Genomic DNA, 24,063 nt, shown 5'->3' on the forward strand with positions numbered 1-24,063 from the left:
CTCCTTCTTTATCGTTCTTATGTATCTTTTTCATGGGACATTTCCCAAAGAAATCCTTTCATGATGGCCGTGCGGCCAAAGCGTTTCTGCAGCTTGTCGATGGCTTCCGTCACTTTCGCCTTCGTCTCTTCATCTTCCGAGAACAAGTCGCCCTGCACCTGATAGGCCTGGAGCTGGCTGACCGTCAGGCCCAGGAGGCGGATGGGCTCATGACCTCTGCTCTTATTATACAATTTTTTTGCCGAAAAATATAACTGTTCTTCCGAACAGGTCCCTATGCTGTGCAGCGTCAAAGAGCGGGTAATGGTCTTGAAAGAGGCATAGCGTATCTTGATGGTGATGGTCCGTCCCATGAGCCGGTTCTGCCGCAGCCGCCACGACACTTCGTTGGCCAGGAGGCGGAACTGTTCATCCACTTCGGCGTCGCGCGTCAGGTCATGGCTGTACGTATGCTCATTGCCGACAGACTGGGGCCGCCGCCGTACTTCCAGCGGCCGGTTATCCTGGCCCAGGGACAAGCGGTAAATCCGCTGGGCCTGATTGCCTACGATGGGCTGGAGCGTTTCGGGACTGGCCGCGGCGATGTCGCCGATAGTATGATAGCCCGCTTTTTGCAGGGCCTCTTCGGTCACCTTACCGACGCCCCACAGACGGCTCAGCGGCAAGGGTGCCAATATCTGCCGCTCAGTCCCATAGGGAATCCAGACCAGGCCATCCGGTTTGCGAAGGTCCGATGCCAGTTTGGCCAGGAACTTATTCGGTGCTATCCCAGCCGATGCGACGAGGCCCGTCGTCCGCCGTATTTCTTCCTTTACGGCTTTGCCCATGTCGACGATATCCGGATAATGGCGCTCCATGCCGGAGACGTCGAGGAAGGCCTCATCCAGGGCCAGCGGTTCGATGAAGGGCGAGTAATGGGACAGGATCAGGCGTATCTGATGGGAAATGCGCCGGTAATGGGACATGCGCACAGGCAGGAAGACGCCATTCGGACAGAGCCTGCGGGCCAGTTTCATGCTCATGGCTGAATGGACGCCATAAGCCCTGGCTTCATAAGACGCCGTTGCGACGACGCCCCGCTCCATCAGGCCGCCAACGATGACCGGCAGGCCCTTCAGGGCCGGATTATCCCGTTGTTCTACAGAAGCATAAAACGCATCCATATCGACATGCATGATCCATCGCCGTGCCATAACCATCCCTCCTCCATTCTATTTTATATTATACAACGATTGGCCGCCCTAAATATAGAGGGGCGCATTAATTCGTACAAATTATCGTTAACAATTAGACAGCCTACAGAAACACAGATTGCTTTAAAATGGCTTAGTACCGCCATTTATAAAGAAGTATACATCATTGGATTTTCATTCCGTAATATGGTAAACTATAAGAATACTAAAGAGAGGTGAAACATTATATCATGGATTTATTCCAACTGACATACTTCATCGAAGTCGCTCACAAAAAAAGCTTTACCAAAGCTTCAAAATCGCTGCACATCAGCCAGCCGTCGATCAGCAAGGGGATCAAAGCCCTGGAAGAACACTGGGGTGTCCAGCTCTTCGACCGCAAGGGGAAAAATGTAGAGCTTACGGAAACGGGTTCCTATTTGCTCCCTAAAATCGAAGAACTCATCAAGGGATTCACCCAGCTAAATGAAGAAATGGAGTCGCCACAGCTGCTCAATGCCGGTAAATTGTCCGTCGGCGTACCGCCTATGATCGGCTCTTCCGTCATCGCGCCGTTCATCGCCCATTTCATCAACAAATATCCCAAAATCGAACTGGAAATGAAGGAAGTCGGTTCCCAAGACGTCGTATCCGCCATTGATGACGGCCTCATCCAGGTCGGGTTCGTCGCCCTGCCGATTACGACAGAAATTCCTTATGAATTTTTCATCTTCCACGAAGAACCTCTCGACGTCGTTCTCTGGCCGGATCACCCCCTGGCCTCCCAGCCATCGCTGACCTTGTCGGATATCAAAGACGAAACGTTCGTCTTCTACCCAAGCGGATTCTCCCTGAATCCCTACCTGCGTTCGGCTTTCCAGGAAATCATGGCCCATCCGAAGATCGTCTGCCGTTCCAGCAACTGGGACTTCCTGGCCCAGATGGTTGCCGGCCGCCTGGGGATTTCCCTGATGCCGCACACGATCTGTCAGCGGATTTCACCGGACCTTGCCGTCTCCGTCCCCCTCGTCCAGCCCCATCTCTATTGGACCCTGGCCCTGATCTGGAAAAGCAAGGGCTATTTATCGCACCCATCCCGGACATGGGTACAGTCGTTTAAAGATTATTTCAAGGATGCCAACGCGGCCATCCAGAGTGCCGCAGCCGAACATCCTTACCTTTCAGAGGAGTAGATCACGATGTCCACATCATTGCTATCGGCAGCAGAAAAAGACGAAATTTTTTCACATCAGCATGATAACGGCCCCTTCAGCGCCCTGGCCCTGGAAACGGCCTGCCTGAACTATCTGGACCGGCTGAACCGTACCTTCCGCAATCCCCTGGCAGCCCCGGCCGACCGCCGGGCAGCCCTCAAAAAGGGGATGGTCCTGGAAGAGAAACTGTTCGAGTATATCCGCCACGAGACGCCGATCAGCTATTTTGACAGCGATTTCCGCGAACAGACGAAACAGTATATCCGCATGCGGGAAATCTATGTCGACGCCGTGAACTTCACCTTCAAGCGCCACCGCTTCCGCTTCGTCCTGGACCTGCTGCGCCTGTACAGCGAAGACCCGTGCCAGATTCTCCCTGAACGGGATATCTTTAAGGCAAAATGGGAACAAGTCCTGCTCTACGACTACCTGCTCCTCGACATGGGCCAGAAGAACACGGAAGACATCGGCCGCGAAGCCGTATCTAACGGCTATCACGAATGTGACTATACCCTGGAAATCGAAGAAGTATGGAAACAGCCGATGAAAGCCGTTCCCCGCTCCCACTTCCGCTACGTCAAAGCCGCCCTGCCCTATAGCCAGGGCGCCCGGGCCATCGCAACGTGGATGAAAGACCACGCCGCCGAACTGGCACCGGCCCTCTGGGTCGTCGATACCCAGGCCATCGAAGCTCTGCGCCAAGGACCGGACCTGACCGTCAGCGACGAAGATATCGCAAGTATTGAAAAAACGTTTTAGAAAAAGGCGCTGTCACATAAAGACAGCGCCTTTTTAAGTTTGCAGTTTTCAGTTTGTAGTGGACGGCTAAAAATTTTAAAGTCATCTGCTACAAACTACAAACTCTGTACTACAAACTATAAATCCAAAGAAATCATGTATACCGGCCAAATTCTCCGTACGACTTTCCGATTTACATTAAATGGTGTTTCAAGGCGTAGTCTACGAGTTCGGCTTTGGTCTTGCAGTTCAATTTCTGCATGAGTCTCGTCTTATAAGTCGACACGGTCTTGACCGAGAGGTGCAGTGTGTCGCCAATGGCCGACAGGGAATGGCCATGGACCAGGGCCACGAGGACTTCTTGTTCCCGCGCCGACAGGGCCGGATGCTGGCCGGCACCGTCGAGGACGCCATCGAGGAGGCTCCGGGCTTCGCGTTCACTCAGGTAGCGGTGTCCGGAAACGACAGAGCGCAGCCCTTTGAAGAGTTCCGCATCGAGCGTATCCTTGCAGAGATAGCCGTCTGCACCGAGCTGCATGAGTTCCGTGACGTACTGCTGCTCGCTGTACATGGTCAGGACCAGGACTTTGACATCATAATGGCGGCGCCGGATTTCCCGCAGACAGTCGATGCCATTCATGACCGGCATGGAAAGGTCCAGCAGGACGACGTCGACAGGCGTGTCTTCCAGCCGCTCCAGGACTTCCTGTCCGTTCGAGGCTTCGGCGACGACATGGCAGTCGTCCTGAGAGGCCAGCAATAGTTTCAACCCCGTCCGCAAGATGCGGTGGTCATCAGCCAAGAGAATGTTCATGTTCTTCCTCCTCACTCAAATACAACGGCAGGGAAATGGTCAGCGTCGTCCCTTTGCCAGGATGGCTGTCGATGGCAAAGGTCCCGTTCAATACATCTGTCCGCTCGCGCATACTGACCAGTCCTAAATGGTTATCCAGGCGGGCCCGTTCGGCCCGGTCCGCACTGAAGCCGATGCCATCGTCGCGGACAGACAAGGTGAGCTTCGACGGCAGGACGTGGAGCCCGATGGTCACGGTATGGGCCTGGGCGTGACGGGCAATGTTGGTCAGCCCCTCCTGGACCATGCGATAGCAAAACAAGGCCACCGGCCGGGACACGCGCGATATGTCGCCGTCATGATGGAAGGTCACGGTCAGCCCCGGCTGTGTCTGGCGATACGTGTCCAGGTACTTTTCAATGGCTACGACCAGGCCCAGGTCATCCAGCAGGGGCGGATGGAGATTGACGGCGAGATGGCGCAGGCCTTCCAAAGTCTCGCGGGTCAAATCGCGGACACCGGCGACGAGTTCCCGGACCTTCGGCTCTTCTGTCTGGTCCATGATGAGCCGCAAATAGGCCAGCATCGATACCATGGACTGGCTCGTCTCATCGTGAAGTTCCCGCGAAATGCGGCGCCGTTCGTCTTCACGGGCAGAAAAGAGCTGGTCGATGAGCCAGATACGGGTCTTCTCCTTTTCCCGCAGGGCGGTCAGCAATTTCGAGTTCTCCCGGTCTTTTACAGCCAGGCGGTTGCTCATGACATTGAAGGCTTTCGCCAGGCGCCCGACTTCATCTTTCGTCTCGACGGGCACGCGGACACTATAATTCCCGCGGCCGATCTGGCGGATAGCCTGGGCCAGGGTCTGGACAGGCCGCAAAAAAGCCCGGGCATAGCGCGTAGCCAGTACGGAAGCTGCCAGACAGATGGCCAGGATGACCAGCATGGTCTGGACGAAGCGCTTCCACATGAGCTGCATCATCGGCCGTTCCGACAAGCCGATGCGGAAATAGCCGACCAGGCCGCCATCAATGGGATAGATGACTTCCCGTATATATCCTTCCGTACTGTCGAAGGTCACAGTCTTATCGGCTCCGTCGTGCTGCACGTCGCGCCGTTCCGGCAAGCCCTTTGGCAGGCCGTCCGTAAACGTGCTGGCCAGGATACGGCCATCGGGATAAGTCACCAGGATATACCGCACCTGGTCATTCGTCTGCTGAGCATGGAGCAGCTGTTCCGTCATGGCAAAGCGGTCATCGACGAGGATATCGTTACTGATGACCTGACTGATTGAGGCTGCCAGCTCCCGCCCGGATGTATCGAGTTCGTGATTCATATAGGTGCTCGTCGAGTAAAGGAACAGGGAAGCAGCCAGCAGGCCGCAGACAAAGATCGTGCCGACGATGAGGGCGTTAAATTTTACATAGAGTGTATAGTTTCTCATATCAAGTCCCTGCCAATCGTCTCTGTTCCGCATACTGCCGCTTGAACTGCTCATAAGCCGCCGTATCGGGAGCTACGAAGCGGTCGATGACAATAGTCTTCATGGACCGCGATAAATCGGGGTTTTCGTGCATCGTATAGAATATCCGCCGCAAGGACGCCTTTTCTTCCGGGTCCAAGCTGCTGCGCACGACGATAGGCCCTGTCGGCGCTTCCGGCATCTTTGCCAGCACCCGCACCTGCCGGGCCAGCTGGGGATTCGTCTGCTCTATGAGCTCATAAATCTGGCTGTCCACGCCAGCCGCGTCGGCCAAGTGATTGGCCACGGCCCAGATGGACTTGTCATGGCCGTGAGTGAAGAAGAAGCGCTTAAAGAACTGCTCCGGCGTCGTCCCCTGCTGGGCCAGGCGGAAAGTAATGGCCAGGCAGCCAGAATAGCTCAAGGGGTCCGTAAAGGCAAAGACCCGCCCCTGGAGCTGGTGTGTATCGGTGATGTCGCTGTCTGCGGCCGTAATGATGTACGTCTGATAATACGACGAGCCATTCGTCTCGGTCATGGCCAGCAGCTCAATGGGCTCATGACCTTGATAAGCCGCATAGGCCCCAGTCGAAGAAAAGGCCACGTCGGCATCGCCATTGGTCAGCAGCGTATTCAGTTCTTCATAGGTCCGGCGCTGGATGAGGATGGCCGGCCGGTTTTCCTGCTGCGAAATATAATTGACGATCTGCTGGTATACCTGCCGCGTTTCCTTCGGCGACATGACCGACGCAAAGGCGATGCGCAGCGGCTTCGTATCCGGTTCCTCTGCAGCCGGATGCGTATCCTGCGGCTGGGTGAAGTCGATATAGCCCTGCGGACGGGCACAGGCTGCGCAGAACAAAGAAAGCATGACCAGCACGATCAGTGAAAGGACCCGTTTCATCTGTTACCTCCATAAATCATTACGTTTACTATATCATACAGGATGGAGATGCGCAAAAAGAGGTTGTCACATTAAGACAACCTCTTTCAAGTTAACGAATCAATCTTCTTTCGGTTTGGCGTTCCATACGAGGAGGGCCAATACGGTCGAAGCGACGGCGGCACCGACCCAGAATTCCGTAGCCATGCCGAAATCATAGGTCTTGACGCCGTTGACGACGGTAATCGTCATGAGCTTCCCAGTGATGAATTCCTGGATAGCGGCGCCGGCATAACTGAGCAGGCCGATCATGCCCATGGCTGCCCCGGTGACGCGCTTCGGTACGATATCGACAGCCATGAGGCCGCCCATGTAGCAGACCAGGGCGCCCATCGTGAAGCCGTAGAAGGTCATGCACAGCATATCCATGGTGAACGACTGCGGTGCCCAGAGGAAACCGGCAATCGACAGGGAGTAGAAAATCCCGTACAGCAAGGCCGGCATGTTGCGCTTGTGGTTAAAGAATTTGTCAGAAATGACGCCGCACAACAGAGCCCCGAAGATACCGGCTACCTGCATGTAAGCCATGACGCCGGCAGCACCCATGATGTCATAGCCTTTCTGCGAGGTCAGATAGACGACGCCCCAGCTTTCGATGGCATAGCGGGCAATGTAGACGCAGAGCGAGGACAAGCCGAGGATCCAGACGGCCGGATTCTTGACGACAGCATTCCACTGCATGGCACCGACGGATTTTTTCTTTTCTTCGTCGATCTGTTCCTGTGTCTTTTCCCCATAGTAGACAGCCCCATTCGGCAGGCCCTGCGTTTCCGGGCGGTCACTCATGCCAAAGTAGATGAAGACCGTACCGACCAGGGAAATGATGCCGGCCGAAATGAATCCCATAGACCAGTTATACATGGAGACGATGGCAGCAATGGCAAAGTAAGCGAAAGAAGAGCCGAGATTGTGGCTCGTGAACCAGATGCCATATAAGGTCCCGCGTTGTTTATTGCTGAACCACTGGTTAAGGGAAACGATAGACGGCCCGGCACCATACGACTGGAACCAGCCATTAAGGCCCCACAAGACGGCCAGGGGGACAAAGGAATTGACCAGCCCCATGCCGACCATGGTAAGCGAGGAAATGAACAGGCCGAATGAGAAAAACCGCTTATTGTTCATCCGGTCTGCCAGGAAGCTGTTGGTGAACTTCCCAAGACCGTAGGTCACAAAGAAAATAGAACCGATGATACCGATTTCCGTCGGCGTGACGATACCCGAAGCCAGGAGCGGCTTCTTGATGACCGAGTAACTCTGGCGGATGATGTAGTAAAAGGCATAGCCGATGGTAATGGACGCAAAGACGCGCCAGCGCATGGCATTGAATTTCTTCTTAATCGCCGCGGCATCCGTCATCTGCGGAGCATCCGGAGCGGTCTTGAAAAAATTCCAAATCAGGTTGAACATAGTGAAAAACTCCTTCCGTTGCAAAAATCCGTAATCATAATTCCGCAATTTACGGTTTCTATTATAAGGAACGGATTTTGCTGACGGTAGCCGAAAAATTCTGATTTTTCTGTAGGAGTTTTTCTGACATTACATGACGCGTTTGGCTCCGATGTAGCGGGCAGCCCAATAACTGCTGTCCATATCGGAAATGCTGACGCCATCGCTGGCGGCATTGATGAACTGGTGATTGCCGATATAGATGCCGACGTGGGAAATGCCCGAATCATATGTCGAGAAGAAGACCAGGTCGCCAGGCTGCAGGTTAGCCATGGAAACGGAATAGCCTACGCCATACTGTTCGTCGGCACTGCGCGGCAAGTCGATGCCGGCTGCCGAATAGACGTAGCGCGTGAAGCCAGAGCAGTCGAAGCCGGACGGCGTCGAACCGCCAAAGATATAGGGAACGCCGATATACTGGTTGGCAATGTCGAGGATATGCGTAGCCGCCGGACTTTCGACGCGGGCCAGGCCATTATATCCGCCGTTGCCGAAACGGCGGATAGGGCCATTGGGCAGGCCCTGCCCGGTAAGGGCATAAAAAGTCGACTGGCCGACGATACCGTCCGTTTCCAGCCCGTGGTCGGCCTGGAACTGGCGGATGGCCTGTTCCGTCCCGACGCCAAAAACGCCATCGACATCGACGGTATAGCCATTATTGGCCAGTGCCTGCTGGATCACGCGGACTTCATTTTCTGCCGTAACAGCCGGCAAAGCGTCCGAAGCCGCCCCTCCCTGCGAAGTCCTGTTTTCCGGCATGGCTTCCCCCATGAGGGCTTCATACGTAGCGGCGCCAATGATGCCATCACAATCCAGTCCGTGGTCTGCCTGGAACTGACGGACTGCGGCCTGGGTCGAATCGCCATAATCGCCATCCGCATCCGTATCATAACCATGCGCCGTCAAAGCCTGCTGGATTTCAGTAATCTGATGTCCCTTGTCACCGGGATGGAACGTCGCACCAGCCACCGACAGGGATGTCATGAAACACACCCCCAGCATAACGGCTATCTTCTTTGTCGTATCCATGGAATACCCCTTTCCCAAATTTGTAACATAGATAGTTAATTATACCATTTTTTTCGCCACATTTATAGTATGGGGCCATTGTCGAACGAAGGCTTATGCCATCATGCGAGATTCCTTTCACCTTATAGCTTGTAGTACGGAGTTTGTAGCGAAAACCTTTAAATTTAAAGCCATCTGCTGACGGCTAACAGCTAGCCGCTGACTGCAAAAAAAAGGGGGGGCTGTCACACGAAGTCTTCTACCATCATGCGCGGCCCGTTTACTTTATAGTTTGTAGCACAGAGTTTGTAGTTTGCAGAGAAAACCTTTAAATTTAAACCCATCCGCTAACAACTAACAACTAGCCACTAACAACTTTAAAGGGCTTGTCGTCGTGCGACAAGCCCCTTTTTTACATACGGATTTTATTAGAATTTGCCAGCTTTGGCAGCGCCTTCTACGGCTACGGCTACAGCTACGGATGCGCCAACCATGGGGTTGTTGCCCATGCCGAGGAAGCCCATCATTTCTACGTGAGCCGGTACGGACGAAGAGCCAGCGAACTGTGCATCGCTGTGCATACGGCCCATGGTATCGGTCATGCCGTAAGAAGCCGGGCCGGCAGCCATGTTGTCCGGATGGAGTGTACGGCCTGTGCCGCCGCCGGATGCAACGGAGAAGTATTTCTTGCCCATTTCGATACATTCTTTCTTATATGTACCGGCAACGGGGTGCTGGAAGCGGGTCGGGTTGGTCGAGTTGCCCGTAATGGAGACGTCGACGCCTTCGTGGTGCATGATAGCGACGCCTTCGCGGACATCGTCGGCACCGAAGCAGCGGACATTGGCCCGTTCGCTCTTGGAATACGGGATTTCACGGACGATGTTCAGTTCACCCGTTTTGTAATCGAACTGGGTCTGAACATAGGTGAAGCCGTTGATACGGGAAATGATCTGAGCAGCGTCTTTGCCGAGGCCGTTGAGGATGACGCGGAGAGGCACTTTACGAGCCTTGTTGGCATTGCGGACGATGCCGATAGCACCTTCAGCAGCTGCAAAGGATTCGTGGCCTGCGAGGAAGCAGAAGCATTTCGTTTCATCCTGCAAGAGCATAGCTGCCAGGTTGCCGTGGCCGCGGCCGACTTTGCGGTCTTCAGCAACCGAACCGGGGATGCAGAAGGACTGGAGGCCGATGCCGATAGCTTTCGCAGCTGCTACAGCCGTGCGTGCATTGGTCTTGATGGCGATAGCGGCGCCAACGGTGTATGCCCAGCCGGCATTTTCAAATGCGATAGGCTGTACGTCTTTGACGATTTTATAGGGATCCAGGCCGGCAGCTGCACAGATATCGCGACATTCTTCAACGCTGCCGATACCGTATTCTTTCAGTACGCCGAGGATCTTATCAATTCTTCTGTCGTAGCTTTCAAATAATTCCATGGTTTTGCCCTCCTATTGCTGTCTCGGATCGATATACGAAGCTGCTTCTTCAAAGCGGCCATAATGGCCTTTTGCGTCTTCCATGGCTTTCGCCGGTTCGACGCCTTTCTTGATGGCTTCCATCATTTTGCCGAGGTGGATGAATTCATAGCCGATGACCTGGTTGTCTTCATCGAGTGCCATGCGGGTGACATAGCCTTCGGTCATTTCCAGATAACGCGTGCCTTTGGCTTTCGTGCCGAACATGGTGCCGGTCTGGCTGCGCAGGCCTTTGCCGAGGTCGTCCAGGCTGGCGCCGATGGGGAGACCGCCTTCGGAGAATGCCGTCTGGGTACGGCCATAGACGATCTGGAGGAAGAGCTGGCGCATAGCGACGTTGATAGCATCGCAGACCAGGTCGGTGTTGAGGGCTTCAAGAAGCGTTTTGCCCGGAAGGATTTCCGAAGCCATAGCAGCAGAATGAGTCATGCCGGAACAGCCGATAGTTTCAACGAGGGCTTCTTCGATGATGCCGTCTTTGACGTTGAGGGTCAGCTTGCAGGCGCCCTGCTGCGGAGCACACCAGCCTACACCGTGGGTCAGACCGCTTACATCTTTGATTTCCTTTACCTGTACCCATTCGCCTTCTTCCGGAATCGGTGCCGGTCCGTGATATGCGCCTTTCGTGACGGGACACATATTCTTAACTTCTGTTGAATATAACATGTTCTCTTCACCCTTTCAAAATGTATGAGAAATAAAAAGCAGCACGTATAGGACTCAGTCCTTCAACTGGTCGTATATCTGTGTGAATAAAGCGCGATACATGCTGCCTTTGCGCCACAAGAATGAAAATGCGTGCATGACGGAAAAATCCTTGACGACAATGCGCCGCAGCGTCCCGTCAGCCAGTTCTTTCTGAACCGATTTTTCATATAAAAATGCAATACCGCAGTCGCGGCAGGCCAGCCCTTTGACGGCCGACAAGCTGCCCACTTCATAGCGGGCCGGGAAATGTTCCAGTGTGTACCCCTGTTCTGCCAGCTTATGTTCTAAAATCCGGCGGGCGCCGGCATGGCGTTCGCGGACGATGACCCGATAGCGCATGAGTTCAGACAGTGTCATTTCCTCCGGCGCTTCATAGCCTGTGCCGCAAACAGCGACAATCGGTTCATTAGAAAATAAGAGCGATTCATAGCGCCCCTGGTCAAAGGAGCTTTCGACGATGGCGAAATCAATGGCACCATCATCCAGGGACTGGAGCAGTTTTTCAGCATCGGCAATTTCCATGCGGAGATTCATATCGTCGTTATGCTTGAGCAGGTCAGCCAACTTATCGAGAATCCCCACGCCAGCCGTTGGCGTCGCACCAAAAGACAAGGAGCGGTTATGCTGCAAATCACGGAGATGCTCTTTCAAGATAGCATCGTCATGGCTGATGGCAGTCACGGCATTCCAAAGGATGTGACCAGCCTGGGTCAGCTGCAGGTGTTTCCCCTTGTAACTAAAGAGTTTGGTCCCGTATTCGCGTTCTAAATAGCGAATATGCTGAGAAACGGCAGGCTGTGTGATGTGCAGTTCCGCAGCAGCCCGGGTATAGTTCATGTGACGGCAAACGCACAAAAATGTATGGATACGAAAATCTAACATAGCACCCTTTCCTTTCTTTGCGTTTTCCATAAGATAATTTTATGATATTTCAAAATTTTTATCAAGAAAAAAGTGGGCATTTTATGTATACACATGGGACGACTTCGCTCCCATCGATTTCGATGCCGGCCTGTTTCCGTACGCTTGTAGTAGACGAGGCCCTCATGGTATAATAAGAATAAATGATTAACTCATCAAATACAAGAAAGGATGAATCATTATGATGAAAAAAATGACGACACTCTGCGCGTCCCTGCTCCTGGCCCTGGGCTGCCTGACAGCCAATGCCATGGATTCCCAGACCCTGGTCAATAATCCCAGCCGTTACCGGGTCATCAGCACCAGCCCGGACGGCATCGTCTATGCCGATATGGATTCCCTCCGGGCCATGCAGACCATGGACTATCCCAACAGCATCGAAAACATGAGCCTGACGCTGTACGTCGAAAAATACGCCGGCATCCGCGACGACCTGGTCTTCCAGATGGGCCAGGAAATCCACCAGATCAACGAATACAAAGCGGCCCTGCACGCCAACAAGCGCGAAGGGACATACGACCTGAAAGCCGATCTGACCAAGGTCTACCGGCCCGATGGAACAGACTATGCCGTCAAGATCGACACGGTCCAGTTCAAAAACGTCCGCGACATGTACACGGCCCTGCATCACTTCGCCGCCCTCACGCCGCAGAAGGATTAGTGGCTCGTGGCTAGTGGCTCGTGGCTAGTGGCTCGTGGCTAGTGGCTCGTGGTTCGTGGCTAGTGGCTCGCAGTGGCTCTCCTTATAGGAGAGCTGTCAGCGAAGCTGACTGAGAGGTTTCTCTATCAACATAGTTTACAGAAAAGGGGCTGTCGCATGTGCGACAGCCCCTTTTTGAGTTTTAAGTTTGCAGCAAATGGTAAAAAATTTAAAACCATCCCCTGGCCACTAGCTGCTAACCACCAGCCACTTAAAATATTTCCCTCCGGCCCGCAGCTATTGTATAATAGAGGCAATGAATCTTTATTATATGAAATGAAGGGGACCTGACATGACGAACGAAAAATATATGAATATGATCCGCAACAATCCCTATGTAATCGACCGCATCGAAAATCCGTCGGAAGAAATGCAGCTCCTGGCTGTCCAGATGAACGGCCTGGCCCTGCAATACATTAAGCATCCTTCCGAAGCCGTCCAGAAAGCCGCCGTCGCCAACACGGCGCGGGCCATCCAATTCATCGACCATCCCTCGGAAGACATGCTCCTGCAAGCCGTCCAGTCCGGCTGGAACAACTTGAGCTATATCAAAAATCCGTCACCGGAACTCATCGACGCCGCCCTGGAACAGTCCGGCTGGGCCATCAAATACGTCAAAGACCCGGACGAAGACCTGCAGCTGCGGGCCGTAGAAAAGAATTACGACGCCATCAAATACATCCAGCATCCGACACCGGCCGTCCAGCTGGCTGCCATCCGCGGCAATTACGAAGCCCTGCGCTACATCGAAAAACCGACAGAAGAAGCGAAAGAACTGGCCATCAGCGAAAATGAACAGGCCATCCGCCTCATCCCGGACATCAGCAAAGAAGAATTCCTCCACTTCCTCAGCCGCAACGTCCTGGTCAGCAAATATATGCCCAAGGGCATTTCCCTGACGCCCGATGACTGGCGCAACACCTTCAAGGCCGTCTTGTCCCGGGATGACGTGCCGGAAGACTACGTCCGCAACTTCATTACCTGCAGCGCCGTCGACCTGACGCCGGCTGATAAAGTCCTCCTCGTCGACGATTGCGGCAGCAAGAAGGCCCGCCGCATCACAGTAGATGAAAAATTGACATTGAAATAGGAGCGAAATCATGAACTTTACAGATACTTTCAAAAGCGTAGAATTAGTCCTCAAAGCCGGCGAAGTCCCACTGCTCGTCGGCGAAACGGGTATCGGCAAGACCTCCCTGGCCCGGGAACTGGCTGCCAAGAACGACTGGAGCCTCGTCGGCATCGACGGCAACCTCCTCAAAGAAGGGGAAATCGGCGGCCTGCCTACGGTCGAAGCGGGCACGACGATTTACGCCGTTCACCATAAACTCCGCAAAATCGACGAAGAAATCGCCAAGGGCAAGACGGTCCTCTTGTTCATCGACGAAATCAACCGCTGCGACCACGCCGTCCAGCAGGAACTGATGAACCTCATCCTAAACCGTGAAATCAACGGTTACGTCTTATCACCGTCGGTCCACATCATCGCCGCCATGAACCCGGCCGATTCCTACGACTACGAAGTCGTCGAAATGGATGCGGCCCAGCAGAACCGCTTCGTCTGGCTGTATATGGAAGCCGATTACCTGCAGTGGCTCGATTGGGCCTCGACAGCGGGCATCGAAGAAAAAGTCATGGAATTCATTTCCACCTTCCCGGAATACCTGGACAAGACCAACGAAGACGATATCAATGCGACGCCGCGCAGTTACGAACGCATTTCCAAGCTGTACCACATTTATAAACAGGACCCGTCGGCCATCCCGCAGGGCGTCTTCTACAATGTCATCCGCGGCAACGTCGGCAAACTCATCGCCCAGGAATTCGTCCATTTCGTCACGTCCGACGCCCAGCCCCTCATCGCTTATGACGACGTCTTCGGCGGACCGTCCCTGGACCCGGCCCTGTCCAGCCGGATTGCCAGCGAAAGCCACACCCGCCTCTATCTGGCTGCCAAGAATATCCTTAAACAGCTGGAACATGAACTCCGCCTCGACGACAGCCAGGCCCAGGCGCTCCTATCCCGCTTCGTAGCCTTCCTGGCCCTCTACCCGGTCGACCTGCGCCTCGGCGTCATGAAGGACATGAAAGCCGCCAACCCCAAAGTCTATGCCTGCGCTTTGGATAACGACGACTTCATCGACAGCTACTTCGCCGCCTTCCGCTCCCTGCGGTAACAGCTTATGGAACAGTCACTGCCCATTGCGGCCAATCTACTCTATCAGCAGGCATCTATCGTAGCCGACGCCGTCCTCGCCGAACAGCGCCGGACAGGGAGCGTCCCGAACGTGCCGGCCGATTTCCAAAAGAAATTCTACGCCTTCCTGGACCGCATCACCGGCCACTTGATGGAAGACAAAGACAATTTCTTCGGCTATTTCCTCTTCCAAATGGTCAAGGAAATCCGCTTCGACATGGCTTCACCGACGGGGACCAACTTCAAGGGGACGCGGTATCACCTCTATTTCAACCCTATGCTCTTCCTACCCCTGTCGCCGGAACAGATGGAGAGCACCATCAAGCACGAAATCCTCCACGTCGTATCGCTCCACCTCATCCGGGCCAAAGAACTGCGGCAGCAATACAGCAAGCTGGCCGTCAATCTGGCTATGGACGTCGTCGTCAACACCTACCTCGACCACCTGCCGCCCTTCTCGACGACCCTGGAATGGGTGAACATGAACTATGCCCTGCTATTAAAGCCCTTTGAAAGCCTGGAATACTACGTCGATAAGATTCAAGGCGCCCTGGACCTGCGGACCGACAAGAAGGACCTGCCCGAATCGGACAGCGATTCCGACGAATCCATCGCCGTGTCCTACGACCCGGCCAAGACCCATGATTTATGGGACGAAGGCGATGACATCGACGAAGAGACGCTGCGCAAATTCACAGAAAAATACATCGACGCGTCATGCAAGGGCGAACTGTCAAATTATCTGGAAAGCATGATTGCAGCCCTGAAAGATGCCCAGGAAGATCTGCCCTGGCACTGGTACCTGAAGAAGCTCGTCGGCTCCGTCACCAGCACCTGGAAAAAGACGACCATGCGCCGCAACCGCCGCCAGCCAGAACGGCTGGACCTGCCGGGCTGCCTGCGCTCCCATACGGCCAAAATCCTCATCGGCCTGGACATCAGCGGCAGCATCACCGATGCCGAATTCCGCCAGGCCATCGGCGAAGTCCTGCACCTGGTCCGCTGCTACAACCATGAAATCATCGTCGCCGAATGTGACGATGAAATCCGCCGTACCTACCGCATCCGCACTATGGACGACGTCCGCGGCCGCCTGGACATCCGCGGCGGCACGGCCTATTCCCCGGTCTTCGCCTACGCCAATACACAGCGTGTCGACCTCGTCGTCTACTTCACCGACGGCAAAGGCGAAGAAAAACTCCAGACGCCGCCCAAAGGCTACAAAGTCCTCTGGGTCCTCTCGGGCAAAGGAGATAAACTCTCCCTGAAAAAGCCCTTCGGCCTGGTCAAACGCTTGACCAAACTTCCAGAATACGACCCGTCCCTCGACTTCGACGACGTAGAAAAAGGCGGCTTCTCCATGAACCACCAGGAAGGGATCAGTATGCCCTGAAGCAGCACCACTGCCATTATACCGCAGCCATTGCCCTAAAAAGACATGTAATGAATGACATTATTCAAGAAAGAAGGAATTGCCACATGGAAAAACGAATCGCCATCATCGGTGCCGGCCCGGCCGGTTATACAGCTGCTCAGGAACTCTCCAAAGCCGGCTGCCAGATTGATATTTTCGATAAAGAAGCAGCCTTGGGCGGCGCGATTTACACCGGTATCCCGGAATACCGTATGTCCAAGGTCTTTTTGGATAAAGTCTACCAGCAGTTAAAAGCTGACGAACACGTCACTTTCCATTTCAACACCTTCATCGACAAAGAGTCTTTTGCAAAACTGCGCAGCGATTATGACGCCATCCTGCTCGCTCCAGGTGCACAGGTAGAAAATACCTTTCACTTCGAAACGGGTAAGGGCGTCCTCGCAGGCCTCAGCCTCTTATATGACCTGAACATCCGCAAAAATCACGACGCCTATAAGAAACACAAAAAGGCCATCGTCTGGGGCGGCGGCAATGTCGCGATGGACTGCGCCCATTCCCTCATCCGCATCCTCGATGACGTCACCGTCGTCTATCGCCGTTCCGAAGCGGAAATCACGGCTAACAAATCAGAAATCCGCGACGCCCGCAAAGAAGGCGTAAAATTCGACCTTTTACGCAACGTCATCGACATGCAGCGCGATGACCAGGGTCACTTCAAAGGCGCGACGATCATCAAAATGGAATTAGGCGAACCTGACGAATCAGGCCGCCGTTCCCCAGTCCCCGTCAAAGGCTCGGAATACTTCATGCCTGCTGACCTGATCGTCATGGCCATCGGCCAGAAAGTCGACCTCAGCGTCTTCGACCCGTCCCTGGAAATGACAGATGACCACCATACCAACGAAAATAAAGTCTACATCGCCGGCGACGCCTTGACGGGACCGAAAACCATCGGCAGTGCGCTTATCGAAGGCCGTGCCGTAGCCAAAGAAATAGCCTCAGGACTCTACAAAGCAGAAAACTGATAACATAGATATCCGATAAAATGGTACGTTTTCTTTTCGTTCACTTCGTTTCCTATTTTATCGAATCAACAATGCAACGAAAAATTTTTCGTTGCATTTTCAGCTTCATTCAATGGTGATTCTCCGGGAACGAAAGAAACGGAAACATTGACGATTATCGTCATTTATGCTATGCTACATATAGAAAAAGGTGTTGCCCGGAAACGGTCAGCCCCATTGTTTAACGAAGTAATCGCCTAGAGTTGTGGAGCTACAAGGCGATTATTTTTTTATTACAAGCACTAAGATAATGAACAAAACTAACGTCAAATTCAGATTATCCATGGGCTTCACCCCATTTCTGGGGCTTAATTAACCGCCTGCCGTTTGGCAACACCTTAATTCAGTATAATTAAAAATATAAAATTTGTCAAAAAAGGGACTGTCGCACGTGCGACAGTCCCTTTTAAGTGATTATCAAATCGTGGCTCGTAAAAGCCTGCCATTGCACCAGAACAGGCTGTGGCGAAATCACCCTAGCGGGCTCGCCACGTGCGAGCCCCTACGTGCGGCCATTGGCCGTTTTTTGGGCGACCTGCGACCTGTGACCTGCGGCCTGCATTTATTTTTCATCGCCTGTATGCGATTCCGTAGGGGACGCCCAGATTTTTCGGTCTGTCAATTGCAGGATAGTTCCCTGGACGGACAGTGGCTGCGGGCGGCCCGCTACGCGCTGAGGGTTTCCCGAAGCGTCGTTGTCAGTTTGAGTCTGTCGCGGCGCAGCCGCATCTGAGTCCGAGGAAAGGCCTTAAATTTTAGAAATGGAAGTCCATCTGAGTGCGGACGAGGGTCCGTTTATTATCTGAATTGGAAATCTGTTCCTGCTTCGAGTAGAGCGTTTCCCATTCGATGTTCTTCCAAGGAACGTATTTATACCCCAAAATCCAGCCTTTACTACCGGCACTGCCATTGTAGAACAAGGAGCTCCATTCATCGTCACCGGCGATGGTGCCATTGGTTCCATAACGATACCAGCGGGCATAGGCCTGCCACGTTCCCGGTTTCTGAAGGTCTGTATTGCGATAGTTTAAGCGCAAGAACGTACTGTTGTTTTGGTAATCAGCGTTGGTCTGGACATAGTCAGCCAAAAGACGGGTATTCTTGGACAGGTCCAGCCAGCCACTGAGGACGTAGGCTTTATCGTAATCGACGGTTTCTTCACCCCACGATTCCAGATGACTCGTGCTCTTTTCGTAAACATCGCCTTTATGCTTGGAATTCAAGGCATAGGCTACGTTGATACCGGCCCGCGGTCCGATATTCCCCCACGTGCCGAGGCCGTACCAGCTTTCATGATTCCCGCCATTCGTCGAGGCAAACCAGAAGCCGCTGGCGGTCAGGCTGGTCCCTTTGATGGGAACGCCGAGCTGGAAACCATCTGATTCTGTGCCGAATAGGACGTTCTGCTGGCCTAAGCCGCGCCAGGCACGGCCGATATTGATCCAGGCTCCCGTTTTCGGGTCTGTCCCTTCGACCCAGATGCGCTGGATATCGCCATCATGGCCAGACCAGCGTTTCGCCCGACCTTTATCCCTGCCATCGGTCGCCCACGAACCCGATTCGTTTTCATGGTCATGGCCGCCGTTGTAGAATGAATTCTTTTCTAACTGGAATTTAGCTTTCCAGTTATCGTTGACTTTATAGGACCCATTCAAGCTCATATAGAAGCGGTCATTATCTTTGTATAAATCACTGTTGTTCTGGACGTTATTGCTATACTTGTCGTGGTCATACTGGACGCGGATAAAGCCGCTCAGTTCCATCTTGCCGGCAATACCGTTTTTCAGCGAATCGATGTCCTTGGTATTCTGCTCGATCTGCTTGGTGTTCTTGGCGACTTGCTGCTGCAAGACGTTGATTTCGTCGGCATATTCGGCGTGCAGTTTTTCCAGGACCGTCTTGTCACCGAAATTGCCGCCGCCTTTTTGCATGGCTTTAGCGACGATACTGGCGACTTCGTAGCGAGTCATGGTGCGGCCGCCTTCAAAGGTGCTGTTGCCCATGCCTTCGATGACGCCTTCTTTTGCCAGGTAATCCAGGGCTTCATAGGACCAGTGGTCTTTGGGGACATCGGAGAAGCTGTCAGCCGATGCGGCCAGGGCCGTGCCGGCAGTGCCGAGAGTCACGGCAGCCAGGACAACCAGGGCTTTTTTATTCAAATCCATGGTAAGGACCTCTTTTCTTATAAATTATTTTCCAGCATGGCCCCTACACTGTCATAGACTTTACGAGCCTGTTCCTGGATAGCCGGACGGGCCGTGGCGACGGTATAGCCGTTATAGCCCAGGATCATGGGCAGGTCGTTGATTTCATCGCCAATAGCCAGGATGTCCGCACCGTCCCAGCCAAAGAGGGAGAGCGTGTGGGCAATTGCCTGTTGTTTACTGATATAGGAGGGAATGATGTCGACGGCGCAGCGGTTGGGATAGGCATGGACGGTATCGCCGAAATGGGCGTTGACCTGTTCGCTCGCTGCCAGGGCATCGTCGGGATCGGTGAAGCCCAGGGAATACTGGTGAATCGTCTGGGGCAGATGGTCGATGTCGTCTTCCGTTATCGACACGATGGGGTAGTCCCATTCTTTCGCTTCCCGCCAGACCCAGGTGCCCGGCAAATCATGGCAGAGATAGGTCCGGTCCTGCGAAGAGAAGGAGAAATGGAAGGACTTGCGGACCAGCTCCAGCTTGCTGACGGCCTTGAGGACGGCCGGTTCGATGCGGGCTTCCCAGAGGACGCGGTCCTGGTCATCGCTGATGAGGCCGCCGTTATTGCAGGCCAGGTAATCATATTCGACGCCATAGTGTTTGAGCTGGGGCATGAGCATGCCGTGGTCCCGTCCGGACACGACGCCGAATTTATGGCCTGCAGCCCGCCATCTGCGGATAGCTTCGGCATCGCGGGCCGTAATGATATCGTCGCGGAACAGGGTTCCGTCATAATCGCTGGCAGCAATTTTTAACATAATAATCCTCCTCATACACGATAGATGACGGCTTCGGCCGGGCGCAATCTTCCGGCTTCCTGGGCGTCGTAGTTGCCCAGAAGGACCGTTGCGCCTTCCGTCAGCGATGCGTCATAATCGATGGTTTCGTTGGTAAAATTGACCAGCGTCAATGTCGCCTGGTCGTCTAAGATACGCTTGAAAGCGTAAATGCGTTCATCATCAGCCAGCAGCTCTTCGTAGCGCCCTCGCTGCAGGATGGCTGCCGCTTCCCCCTGGAAGCGTTCGGCCTGGATGCGGCGGTAGTACCAGAGGGCCGAATCAGCATCGTGTTCTTCACTCTCAGCACAGCACTGCGGGTAATCGTCATGGACGGGCAGCCACGGCGTCCCCGTCGTAAAGCCGGCCTGGGCTGCCGTCGTCCACTGCATGGGCGTCCGGGCATTATCTCGGCTGTGGGCCTGGACGAGGTGCAGGGCCTCTGCCGGTGCAAAGCCTTCATCCAGGGCCAGCTGATACTGGCCGTGCGTCGAAATGTCATTGTAGTCTTCGATACGGGCAAAGGCCGTATTGGCCATGCCTAACTCCTGGCCTTCGTAAATGAAGGGCGTCCCGCGCAGGCTGAACAAGATGGTCGCCATGGCTTTGGCCGCCTTCTTCTTATCTGTCCCTTCCGGGAAATAACGGTTGACACAGCGTATCTGGTCGTGGTTCTCAAAGAAGATGGGATACCAGCCATTGGCTGCCGTCGCCTGCTGGCTGTCGGACAGGGCCTTCTTGAGCTTGGTCAGGGGCCATTTTTCGGCGCGGTACCAGACTTCATCGTCGGGAAATTCCAGGTTCACATGGCTGAACTCGAAGAGCATGCTGAAAGCTCCGTCCTTGCCGACCCACTGGGGCAGGTCGGCCGGCGTAACGCCGTTGGCTTCGGCGACGGTGAAGATGTCGTGGCCGTCGAAGACCTTCCGGCGGAATTCGTGGAGAAAGTCGAGGATGCCCGGCGTATTAGCGATCATCTTGTGGATGGACGACAGGCCGTCGGCGCCGTCGACGGGGCCGTCTGTGAAGACGGCCGGTTTCTTGATGTAGACGATGGCATCGATGCGGAAGCCGCCGACGCCTTTGGCTATCCAGAAATTGGCCGCATCATAGAGGGCCTGGCGGACGGCCGGATTTTCCCAGTTCAAATCGGGCTGTTCGACGGCGAAGGTGTGCAGGTAATACTGCTGCCGTTCTTCGCACCACGTCCAGGCCGGGCCGCCGAAGATGGAGCGCCAGTTCGTCGGCGCTGAGCCGTCTTCTTTGGCATCACGCCAGATGTACCAGTCCGCTTTGTCGTTCGTGCGGCTGCGCTTCGATTCCTGGAACCAGGCGTGCTGGTCCGACGTGTGGTTGTACACCAGGTCCATGACGACGCGGATATCCCGCTTCTTCCCTTCGGCAATGAGGGTATCCATATCTTCTATCGTGCCGTAGCGCCCGTCGATGGCCGTATAATCGCTGATATCGTAGCCGTTGTCGACCATGGGCGACGGGTAGACCGGCGTCAGCCAGATGCCCCCGACACCGAGCTTCTTGAGATAATCCAAGTGGCGCGTAACGCCTGCAATATCGCCTTCGCCGCTGCCCGTCGTGTCCTGGAAGCTGCGGGGATAAATCTGATAGACAGCCGTCTGCTGCCACCATTTCAAAGTATCCATAAAACCCTCCTAGAAAATGACAATCGGTGTTTCACCAGCGACGACAGGCTGGTCCGGTTCCTTCTTCATCTGCGGGTATTCCGTCGAGTTGGTGACGGCCATGATGACGATGTCGTTATAGCCGGCTTTGGCGATGGCATCGCGGTCGAAGCGGATCAAGGGGTCACCGGCTTTGACCTGGGCGTCCTGCTGGGTCAGCAGCGTGAACCCGTCGCCATTCATATTGACTGTATCCAAACCGATGTGGATGAGCACTTCGGCTCCGTTGCTCAGTTCCAGGCCAATCGCATGGAGCGAGCTTTCCATGATCATGGAAACGGTCGCGTCTGCCGGGGCGACGATGGTATCGCCCGACGGTTTGATGGCGACGCCGTCGCCCATCATCTTCTGTGAGAAGGCATCGTCCGGTACTTCGCTGATGTCGACGAGGTCGCCGGAGACAAAGGCTTTCAGCTTCATGGAACGGTCGTCTTCATCGACAGAAGCGACGGATTCAGCAGCCGGAGCTGCCGGCGTTTCTGCCGGGACTTCTTTCGTTTCCGGGACCGTGCTTTCTACGGCTGCCGGCATTTCCCCTTTCATGAGGGCGTCGAAATGGCCGCGGACATTGGGCACGGACAGGCCGACGATGACCTGGATGGCGTGACCGTTCTTGACCAGGCCGAAGGCACCGGCATTGGTGAACTTGCTGGTCGCAGCGACCTTATCCGGGTCGTTGACCGTGACGCGCAGGCGGGTTGCGCAGTTGGTGACTTCGCGGATATTGTCCGGACCGCCGAGACAATCGAGGAAGACCTGGGCTTTCAGGGCATCGGCACCGCCGGCAATGCCTTTCTTTTCCATTTCTTTCTTGGCTTTGTATTCCGCTTTGGTGAACAGTTTGTCTTCGCCGCCATCATCGGTACGGCCCGGCGTGGGCAAATCGAAGTGAAGGATGAGGAAGCGGAAGACGACGAAGTAAATGGCCGTAAAGCCGAAGCCAATGGCAATCTGCAAAATGTAGGTCCAGGCATGATAGCGGAACAAGGGGATCCAGTTCTGGACGAAGCAGTCGATGAGGCCGCCGCCGAAGTTGCCCGACAGGCCGATGAAATAGAGCGTCGCCGACAGGATAGCCGCTAAGACGGCATGAACGACATAGAGGATAGGTGCGACGAACAAGAAGGTAAATTCAATCGGTTCGGTAATACCGCAGAGAACGGCCGTAATCGTAGCCGGAATGAGCAGGGTGGCAACTTTCTTGCGTTTTTCCGGTTTAGCGCAATAGTACATGGCTAAAGCCGCGCCGGGCAGGCCGAAGACTTTGGCACTGCCGTGAAGGGCAAAGCCGCCTTGCGGGAACATGTCCCGCAGGGAATGAGCGCTGGTGGCGAAATCATTCAGGTGCTGCAGCCAGTAAGCCTGGATGCCGCCGTCGCAGACAGCCGGGCCGTAAATGAAGGGCAGGTAAATGAAATGATGCAGACCGGCCGGCAAGAGGATACGTTCCGAGAAGGTATAAGCCCAGACGCCGAAGATGCCGCTGGTCTTGAGGAAGAACTGGAACTGTTCGATACCGTGCTGGATAGGCGGCCAGATGTAGCAGAAGAGGAGCGCCATGGGCAGCATGACCAGGAAGCCGACGGCGACGACGAAGGCCGGTCCCTTGAAGATGCCGAGCCAGTCCGGGATTTCCGTATCATAGAAATGGTTGTGCAGGTAGGCCGAGATGCAGGCAATGAAGATAGCGCCGAGCATGCCCATGTCCAGGGTCTTGATGTTGGCAATCATGGCCAGGCCCGTGCCGGCACCGGCGTTCTGACTATAGTCGACGCCGAAGTAGCTGCCGTGAAGGGTCAGGATACCGGCGATGAAATAGTTGAATACCATGTAGATGACGAAACCTTCCATGGCACAGCGGGCCTGTTCTTTCTTGGCAAAGCCAATGGGAACGGCGATGGCAAAGAGGATCGGCATCTGATTGAAGACGGTCCAGGCGCCCTGCTGGACGACGTACCAGAAATCATACCAGAGGGTCCCTTTTTCTGCCAGGCTGCCGAAGAGGCCCGTATTGCTGAAGATGATCGACAAGGCGACAGTCAGCCCGAAGAAGGCGAATAAGATGACCGGTGTGTACATAGCGCCGCCAAAACGCTGCAGTTCCTGCATCACGCGGTCCTTGTTGAATGACATAGACAATTCCTCCCGTTTGTGAAACAAA

General features: G+C 54.4%; 20 protein-coding genes. 7 read left to right on the forward strand and 13 right to left on the reverse strand.

Going from position 1 to position 24,063, the window contains the following annotated elements; translation table 11 throughout:
* Positions 1-17 precede the first annotated feature (17 nt).
* Positions 18-1,193, reverse strand: coding sequence for a DNA polymerase IV (locus ACFCTO_RS06470; protein WP_288641544.1), 1,176 nt, complete (start codon positions 1,191-1,193; stop codon positions 18-20).
* Positions 1,194-1,423: 230 nt separating this feature from the next.
* On the opposite strand from ACFCTO_RS06470, the gene ACFCTO_RS06475 reads away from it, so the two are divergent.
* Entirely contained in the window at positions 1,424-2,365 is a 942-nt protein-coding gene (locus tag ACFCTO_RS06475) for a LysR substrate-binding domain-containing protein (RefSeq protein ID WP_288641541.1), read from the forward strand.
* Positions 2,366-2,371: 6 nt separating this feature from the next.
* Positions 2,372-3,145, forward strand: a complete 774-nt coding sequence (locus ACFCTO_RS06480; protein WP_288641539.1) for a hypothetical protein — start codon at positions 2,372-2,374, stop codon at positions 3,143-3,145.
* Positions 3,146-3,317: 172 nt separating this feature from the next.
* Here the strand turns inward: ACFCTO_RS06480 and ACFCTO_RS06485 are convergent, their stop codons facing one another.
* The 8 genes from ACFCTO_RS06485 to ACFCTO_RS06520 form a co-directional block, all read right to left on the reverse strand.
* The gene (locus tag ACFCTO_RS06485; RefSeq protein WP_020309612.1) at positions 3,318-3,938 is read right to left on the reverse strand and encodes a response regulator transcription factor; all 621 of its coding nucleotides are present in this window, start codon (positions 3,936-3,938) and stop codon (positions 3,318-3,320) included.
* Positions 3,919-5,361 (reverse strand): sensor histidine kinase, encoded by a 1,443-nt coding sequence (locus ACFCTO_RS06490; protein WP_288641536.1) that lies wholly within the window; start codon positions 5,359-5,361, stop codon positions 3,919-3,921. The genes ACFCTO_RS06485 and ACFCTO_RS06490 overlap by 20 nt, the downstream gene beginning before the upstream one ends.
* Before the next feature lies 1 nt (position 5,362).
* Positions 5,363-6,283, reverse strand: coding sequence for a substrate-binding domain-containing protein (locus ACFCTO_RS06495; protein WP_288641534.1), 921 nt, complete (start codon positions 6,281-6,283; stop codon positions 5,363-5,365).
* Positions 6,284-6,382: 99 nt separating this feature from the next.
* Positions 6,383-7,732 carry an MFS transporter gene (locus ACFCTO_RS06500; protein WP_292299940.1) on the reverse strand — a complete coding sequence of 450 codons (1,350 nt, stop codon included), beginning with the start codon at positions 7,730-7,732 and terminating at the stop codon, positions 6,383-6,385.
* 129 nt (positions 7,733-7,861) lie between these two features.
* On the reverse strand, positions 7,862-8,800 hold the full coding sequence (locus ACFCTO_RS06505; protein WP_288641530.1) for a C40 family peptidase: 939 nt from the start codon (positions 8,798-8,800) through the stop codon (positions 7,862-7,864).
* A gap of 407 nt (positions 8,801-9,207) precedes the next feature.
* A complete protein-coding gene (locus ACFCTO_RS06510; RefSeq protein ID WP_288641528.1) occupies positions 9,208-10,218 on the reverse strand; it encodes a GGGtGRT protein in 1,011 nt (336 codons plus the stop codon).
* 12 nt (positions 10,219-10,230) lie between these two features.
* On the reverse strand, positions 10,231-10,923 hold the full coding sequence (locus ACFCTO_RS06515) for an iron-sulfur cluster assembly scaffold protein (protein ID WP_014015341.1): 693 nt from the start codon (positions 10,921-10,923) through the stop codon (positions 10,231-10,233).
* A gap of 54 nt (positions 10,924-10,977) precedes the next feature.
* On the reverse strand, positions 10,978-11,847 hold the full coding sequence (locus tag ACFCTO_RS06520; protein ID WP_288641526.1) for a LysR family transcriptional regulator: 870 nt from the start codon (positions 11,845-11,847) through the stop codon (positions 10,978-10,980).
* A 220-nt stretch (positions 11,848-12,067) separates the two neighbouring features.
* On the opposite strand from ACFCTO_RS06520, the gene ACFCTO_RS06525 reads away from it, so the two are divergent.
* The 5 genes from ACFCTO_RS06525 (at position 12,068) to ACFCTO_RS06545 (ending at position 17,183) form a co-directional block, all read left to right on the forward strand.
* Complete coding sequence (locus ACFCTO_RS06525) at positions 12,068-12,547, forward strand: hypothetical protein (RefSeq protein WP_226885733.1); 480 nt, start codon at positions 12,068-12,070, stop codon at positions 12,545-12,547.
* Positions 12,548-12,878: 331 nt separating this feature from the next.
* The gene (locus ACFCTO_RS06530) at positions 12,879-13,676 is read left to right on the forward strand and encodes a DUF4116 domain-containing protein (RefSeq protein WP_020309604.1); all 798 of its coding nucleotides are present in this window, start codon (positions 12,879-12,881) and stop codon (positions 13,674-13,676) included.
* Positions 13,677-13,686: 10 nt separating this feature from the next.
* Positions 13,687-14,763: an AAA family ATPase gene (locus tag ACFCTO_RS06535; RefSeq protein WP_292105738.1), complete on the forward strand. Its 1,077-nt coding sequence runs from the start codon at positions 13,687-13,689 to the stop codon at positions 14,761-14,763.
* Between the two features lie 6 nt (positions 14,764-14,769).
* Positions 14,770-16,176: a vWA domain-containing protein gene (locus ACFCTO_RS06540; RefSeq protein WP_492001221.1), complete on the forward strand. Its 1,407-nt coding sequence runs from the start codon at positions 14,770-14,772 to the stop codon at positions 16,174-16,176.
* A gap of 86 nt (positions 16,177-16,262) precedes the next feature.
* Entirely contained in the window at positions 16,263-17,183 is a 921-nt protein-coding gene (locus ACFCTO_RS06545) for an FAD-dependent oxidoreductase (protein WP_499876587.1), read from the forward strand.
* Positions 17,184-17,977: 794 nt separating this feature from the next.
* Here the strand turns inward: ACFCTO_RS06545 and ACFCTO_RS06550 are convergent.
* The 4 genes from ACFCTO_RS06550 to ACFCTO_RS06565 are packed head-to-tail and all read right to left on the reverse strand — an operon-like array spanning position 17,978 to position 24,035.
* Positions 17,978-19,387, reverse strand: coding sequence for an S-layer homology domain-containing protein (locus ACFCTO_RS06550; protein ID WP_292262291.1), 1,410 nt, complete (start codon positions 19,385-19,387; stop codon positions 17,978-17,980).
* A gap of 17 nt (positions 19,388-19,404) precedes the next feature.
* Positions 19,405-20,184 (reverse strand): HAD-IIB family hydrolase, encoded by a 780-nt coding sequence (locus tag ACFCTO_RS06555; RefSeq protein WP_292300239.1) that lies wholly within the window; start codon positions 20,182-20,184, stop codon positions 19,405-19,407.
* Positions 20,185-20,195: 11 nt separating this feature from the next.
* Complete coding sequence (locus ACFCTO_RS06560; RefSeq protein WP_499876588.1) at positions 20,196-21,863, reverse strand: glycoside hydrolase family 13 protein; 1,668 nt, start codon at positions 21,861-21,863, stop codon at positions 20,196-20,198.
* Between the two features lie 9 nt (positions 21,864-21,872).
* On the reverse strand, positions 21,873-24,035 hold the full coding sequence (locus ACFCTO_RS06565) for an alpha-glucoside-specific PTS transporter subunit IIBC (protein ID WP_499876589.1): 2,163 nt from the start codon (positions 24,033-24,035) through the stop codon (positions 21,873-21,875).
* Between the last annotated feature and the right edge of the window lie 28 nt (positions 24,036-24,063).

Origin of the sequence: Megasphaera indica, assembly GCF_046614755.1 — a bacterium.
Taxonomy (GTDB): domain Bacteria; phylum Bacillota; class Negativicutes; order Veillonellales; family Megasphaeraceae; genus Megasphaera; species Megasphaera intestinihominis.

What these genes read in the sequence shown, in the direction of transcription:
- ACFCTO_RS06535 (WP_292105738.1), top strand. Translation starts at nt 13,687, where the DNA reads ATGAACTTTACAGATACTTTCAAAAGCGTAGAATTAGTCCTCAAAGCC.
- ACFCTO_RS06565 (WP_499876589.1), bottom strand. Translation starts at nt 24,035, where the DNA reads ATGTCATTCAACAAGGACCGCGTGATGCAGGAACTGCAGCGTTTTGGC.
- ACFCTO_RS06480 (WP_288641539.1), top strand. Translation starts at nt 2,372, where the DNA reads ATGTCCACATCATTGCTATCGGCAGCAGAAAAAGACGAAATTTTTTCA.
- ACFCTO_RS06495 (WP_288641534.1), bottom strand. Translation starts at nt 6,283, where the DNA reads ATGAAACGGGTCCTTTCACTGATCGTGCTGGTCATGCTTTCTTTGTTC.
- ACFCTO_RS06485 (WP_020309612.1), bottom strand. Translation starts at nt 3,938, where the DNA reads ATGAACATTCTCTTGGCTGATGACCACCGCATCTTGCGGACGGGGTTG.
- ACFCTO_RS06520 (WP_288641526.1), bottom strand. Translation starts at nt 11,847, where the DNA reads ATGTTAGATTTTCGTATCCATACATTTTTGTGCGTTTGCCGTCACATG.
- ACFCTO_RS06555 (WP_292300239.1), bottom strand. Translation starts at nt 20,184, where the DNA reads ATGTTAAAAATTGCTGCCAGCGATTATGACGGAACCCTGTTCCGCGAC.
- ACFCTO_RS06500 (WP_292299940.1), bottom strand. Translation starts at nt 7,732, where the DNA reads ATGTTCAACCTGATTTGGAATTTTTTCAAGACCGCTCCGGATGCTCCG.
- ACFCTO_RS06515 (WP_014015341.1), bottom strand. Translation starts at nt 10,923, where the DNA reads ATGTTATATTCAACAGAAGTTAAGAATATGTGTCCCGTCACGAAAGGC.
- ACFCTO_RS06540 (WP_492001221.1), top strand. Translation starts at nt 14,770, where the DNA reads ATGGAACAGTCACTGCCCATTGCGGCCAATCTACTCTATCAGCAGGCA.
- ACFCTO_RS06560 (WP_499876588.1), bottom strand. Translation starts at nt 21,863, where the DNA reads ATGGATACTTTGAAATGGTGGCAGCAGACGGCTGTCTATCAGATTTAT.
- ACFCTO_RS06490 (WP_288641536.1), bottom strand. Translation starts at nt 5,361, where the DNA reads ATGAGAAACTATACACTCTATGTAAAATTTAACGCCCTCATCGTCGGC.
- ACFCTO_RS06525 (WP_226885733.1), top strand. Translation starts at nt 12,068, where the DNA reads ATGATGAAAAAAATGACGACACTCTGCGCGTCCCTGCTCCTGGCCCTG.
- ACFCTO_RS06475 (WP_288641541.1), top strand. Translation starts at nt 1,424, where the DNA reads ATGGATTTATTCCAACTGACATACTTCATCGAAGTCGCTCACAAAAAA.
- ACFCTO_RS06510 (WP_288641528.1), bottom strand. Translation starts at nt 10,218, where the DNA reads ATGGAATTATTTGAAAGCTACGACAGAAGAATTGATAAGATCCTCGGC.
- ACFCTO_RS06550 (WP_292262291.1), bottom strand. Translation starts at nt 19,387, where the DNA reads ATGGATTTGAATAAAAAAGCCCTGGTTGTCCTGGCTGCCGTGACTCTC.
- ACFCTO_RS06545 (WP_499876587.1), top strand. Translation starts at nt 16,263, where the DNA reads ATGGAAAAACGAATCGCCATCATCGGTGCCGGCCCGGCCGGTTATACA.
- ACFCTO_RS06505 (WP_288641530.1), bottom strand. Translation starts at nt 8,800, where the DNA reads ATGGATACGACAAAGAAGATAGCCGTTATGCTGGGGGTGTGTTTCATG.
- ACFCTO_RS06470 (WP_288641544.1), bottom strand. Translation starts at nt 1,193, where the DNA reads ATGGCACGGCGATGGATCATGCATGTCGATATGGATGCGTTTTATGCT.
- ACFCTO_RS06530 (WP_020309604.1), top strand. Translation starts at nt 12,879, where the DNA reads ATGACGAACGAAAAATATATGAATATGATCCGCAACAATCCCTATGTA.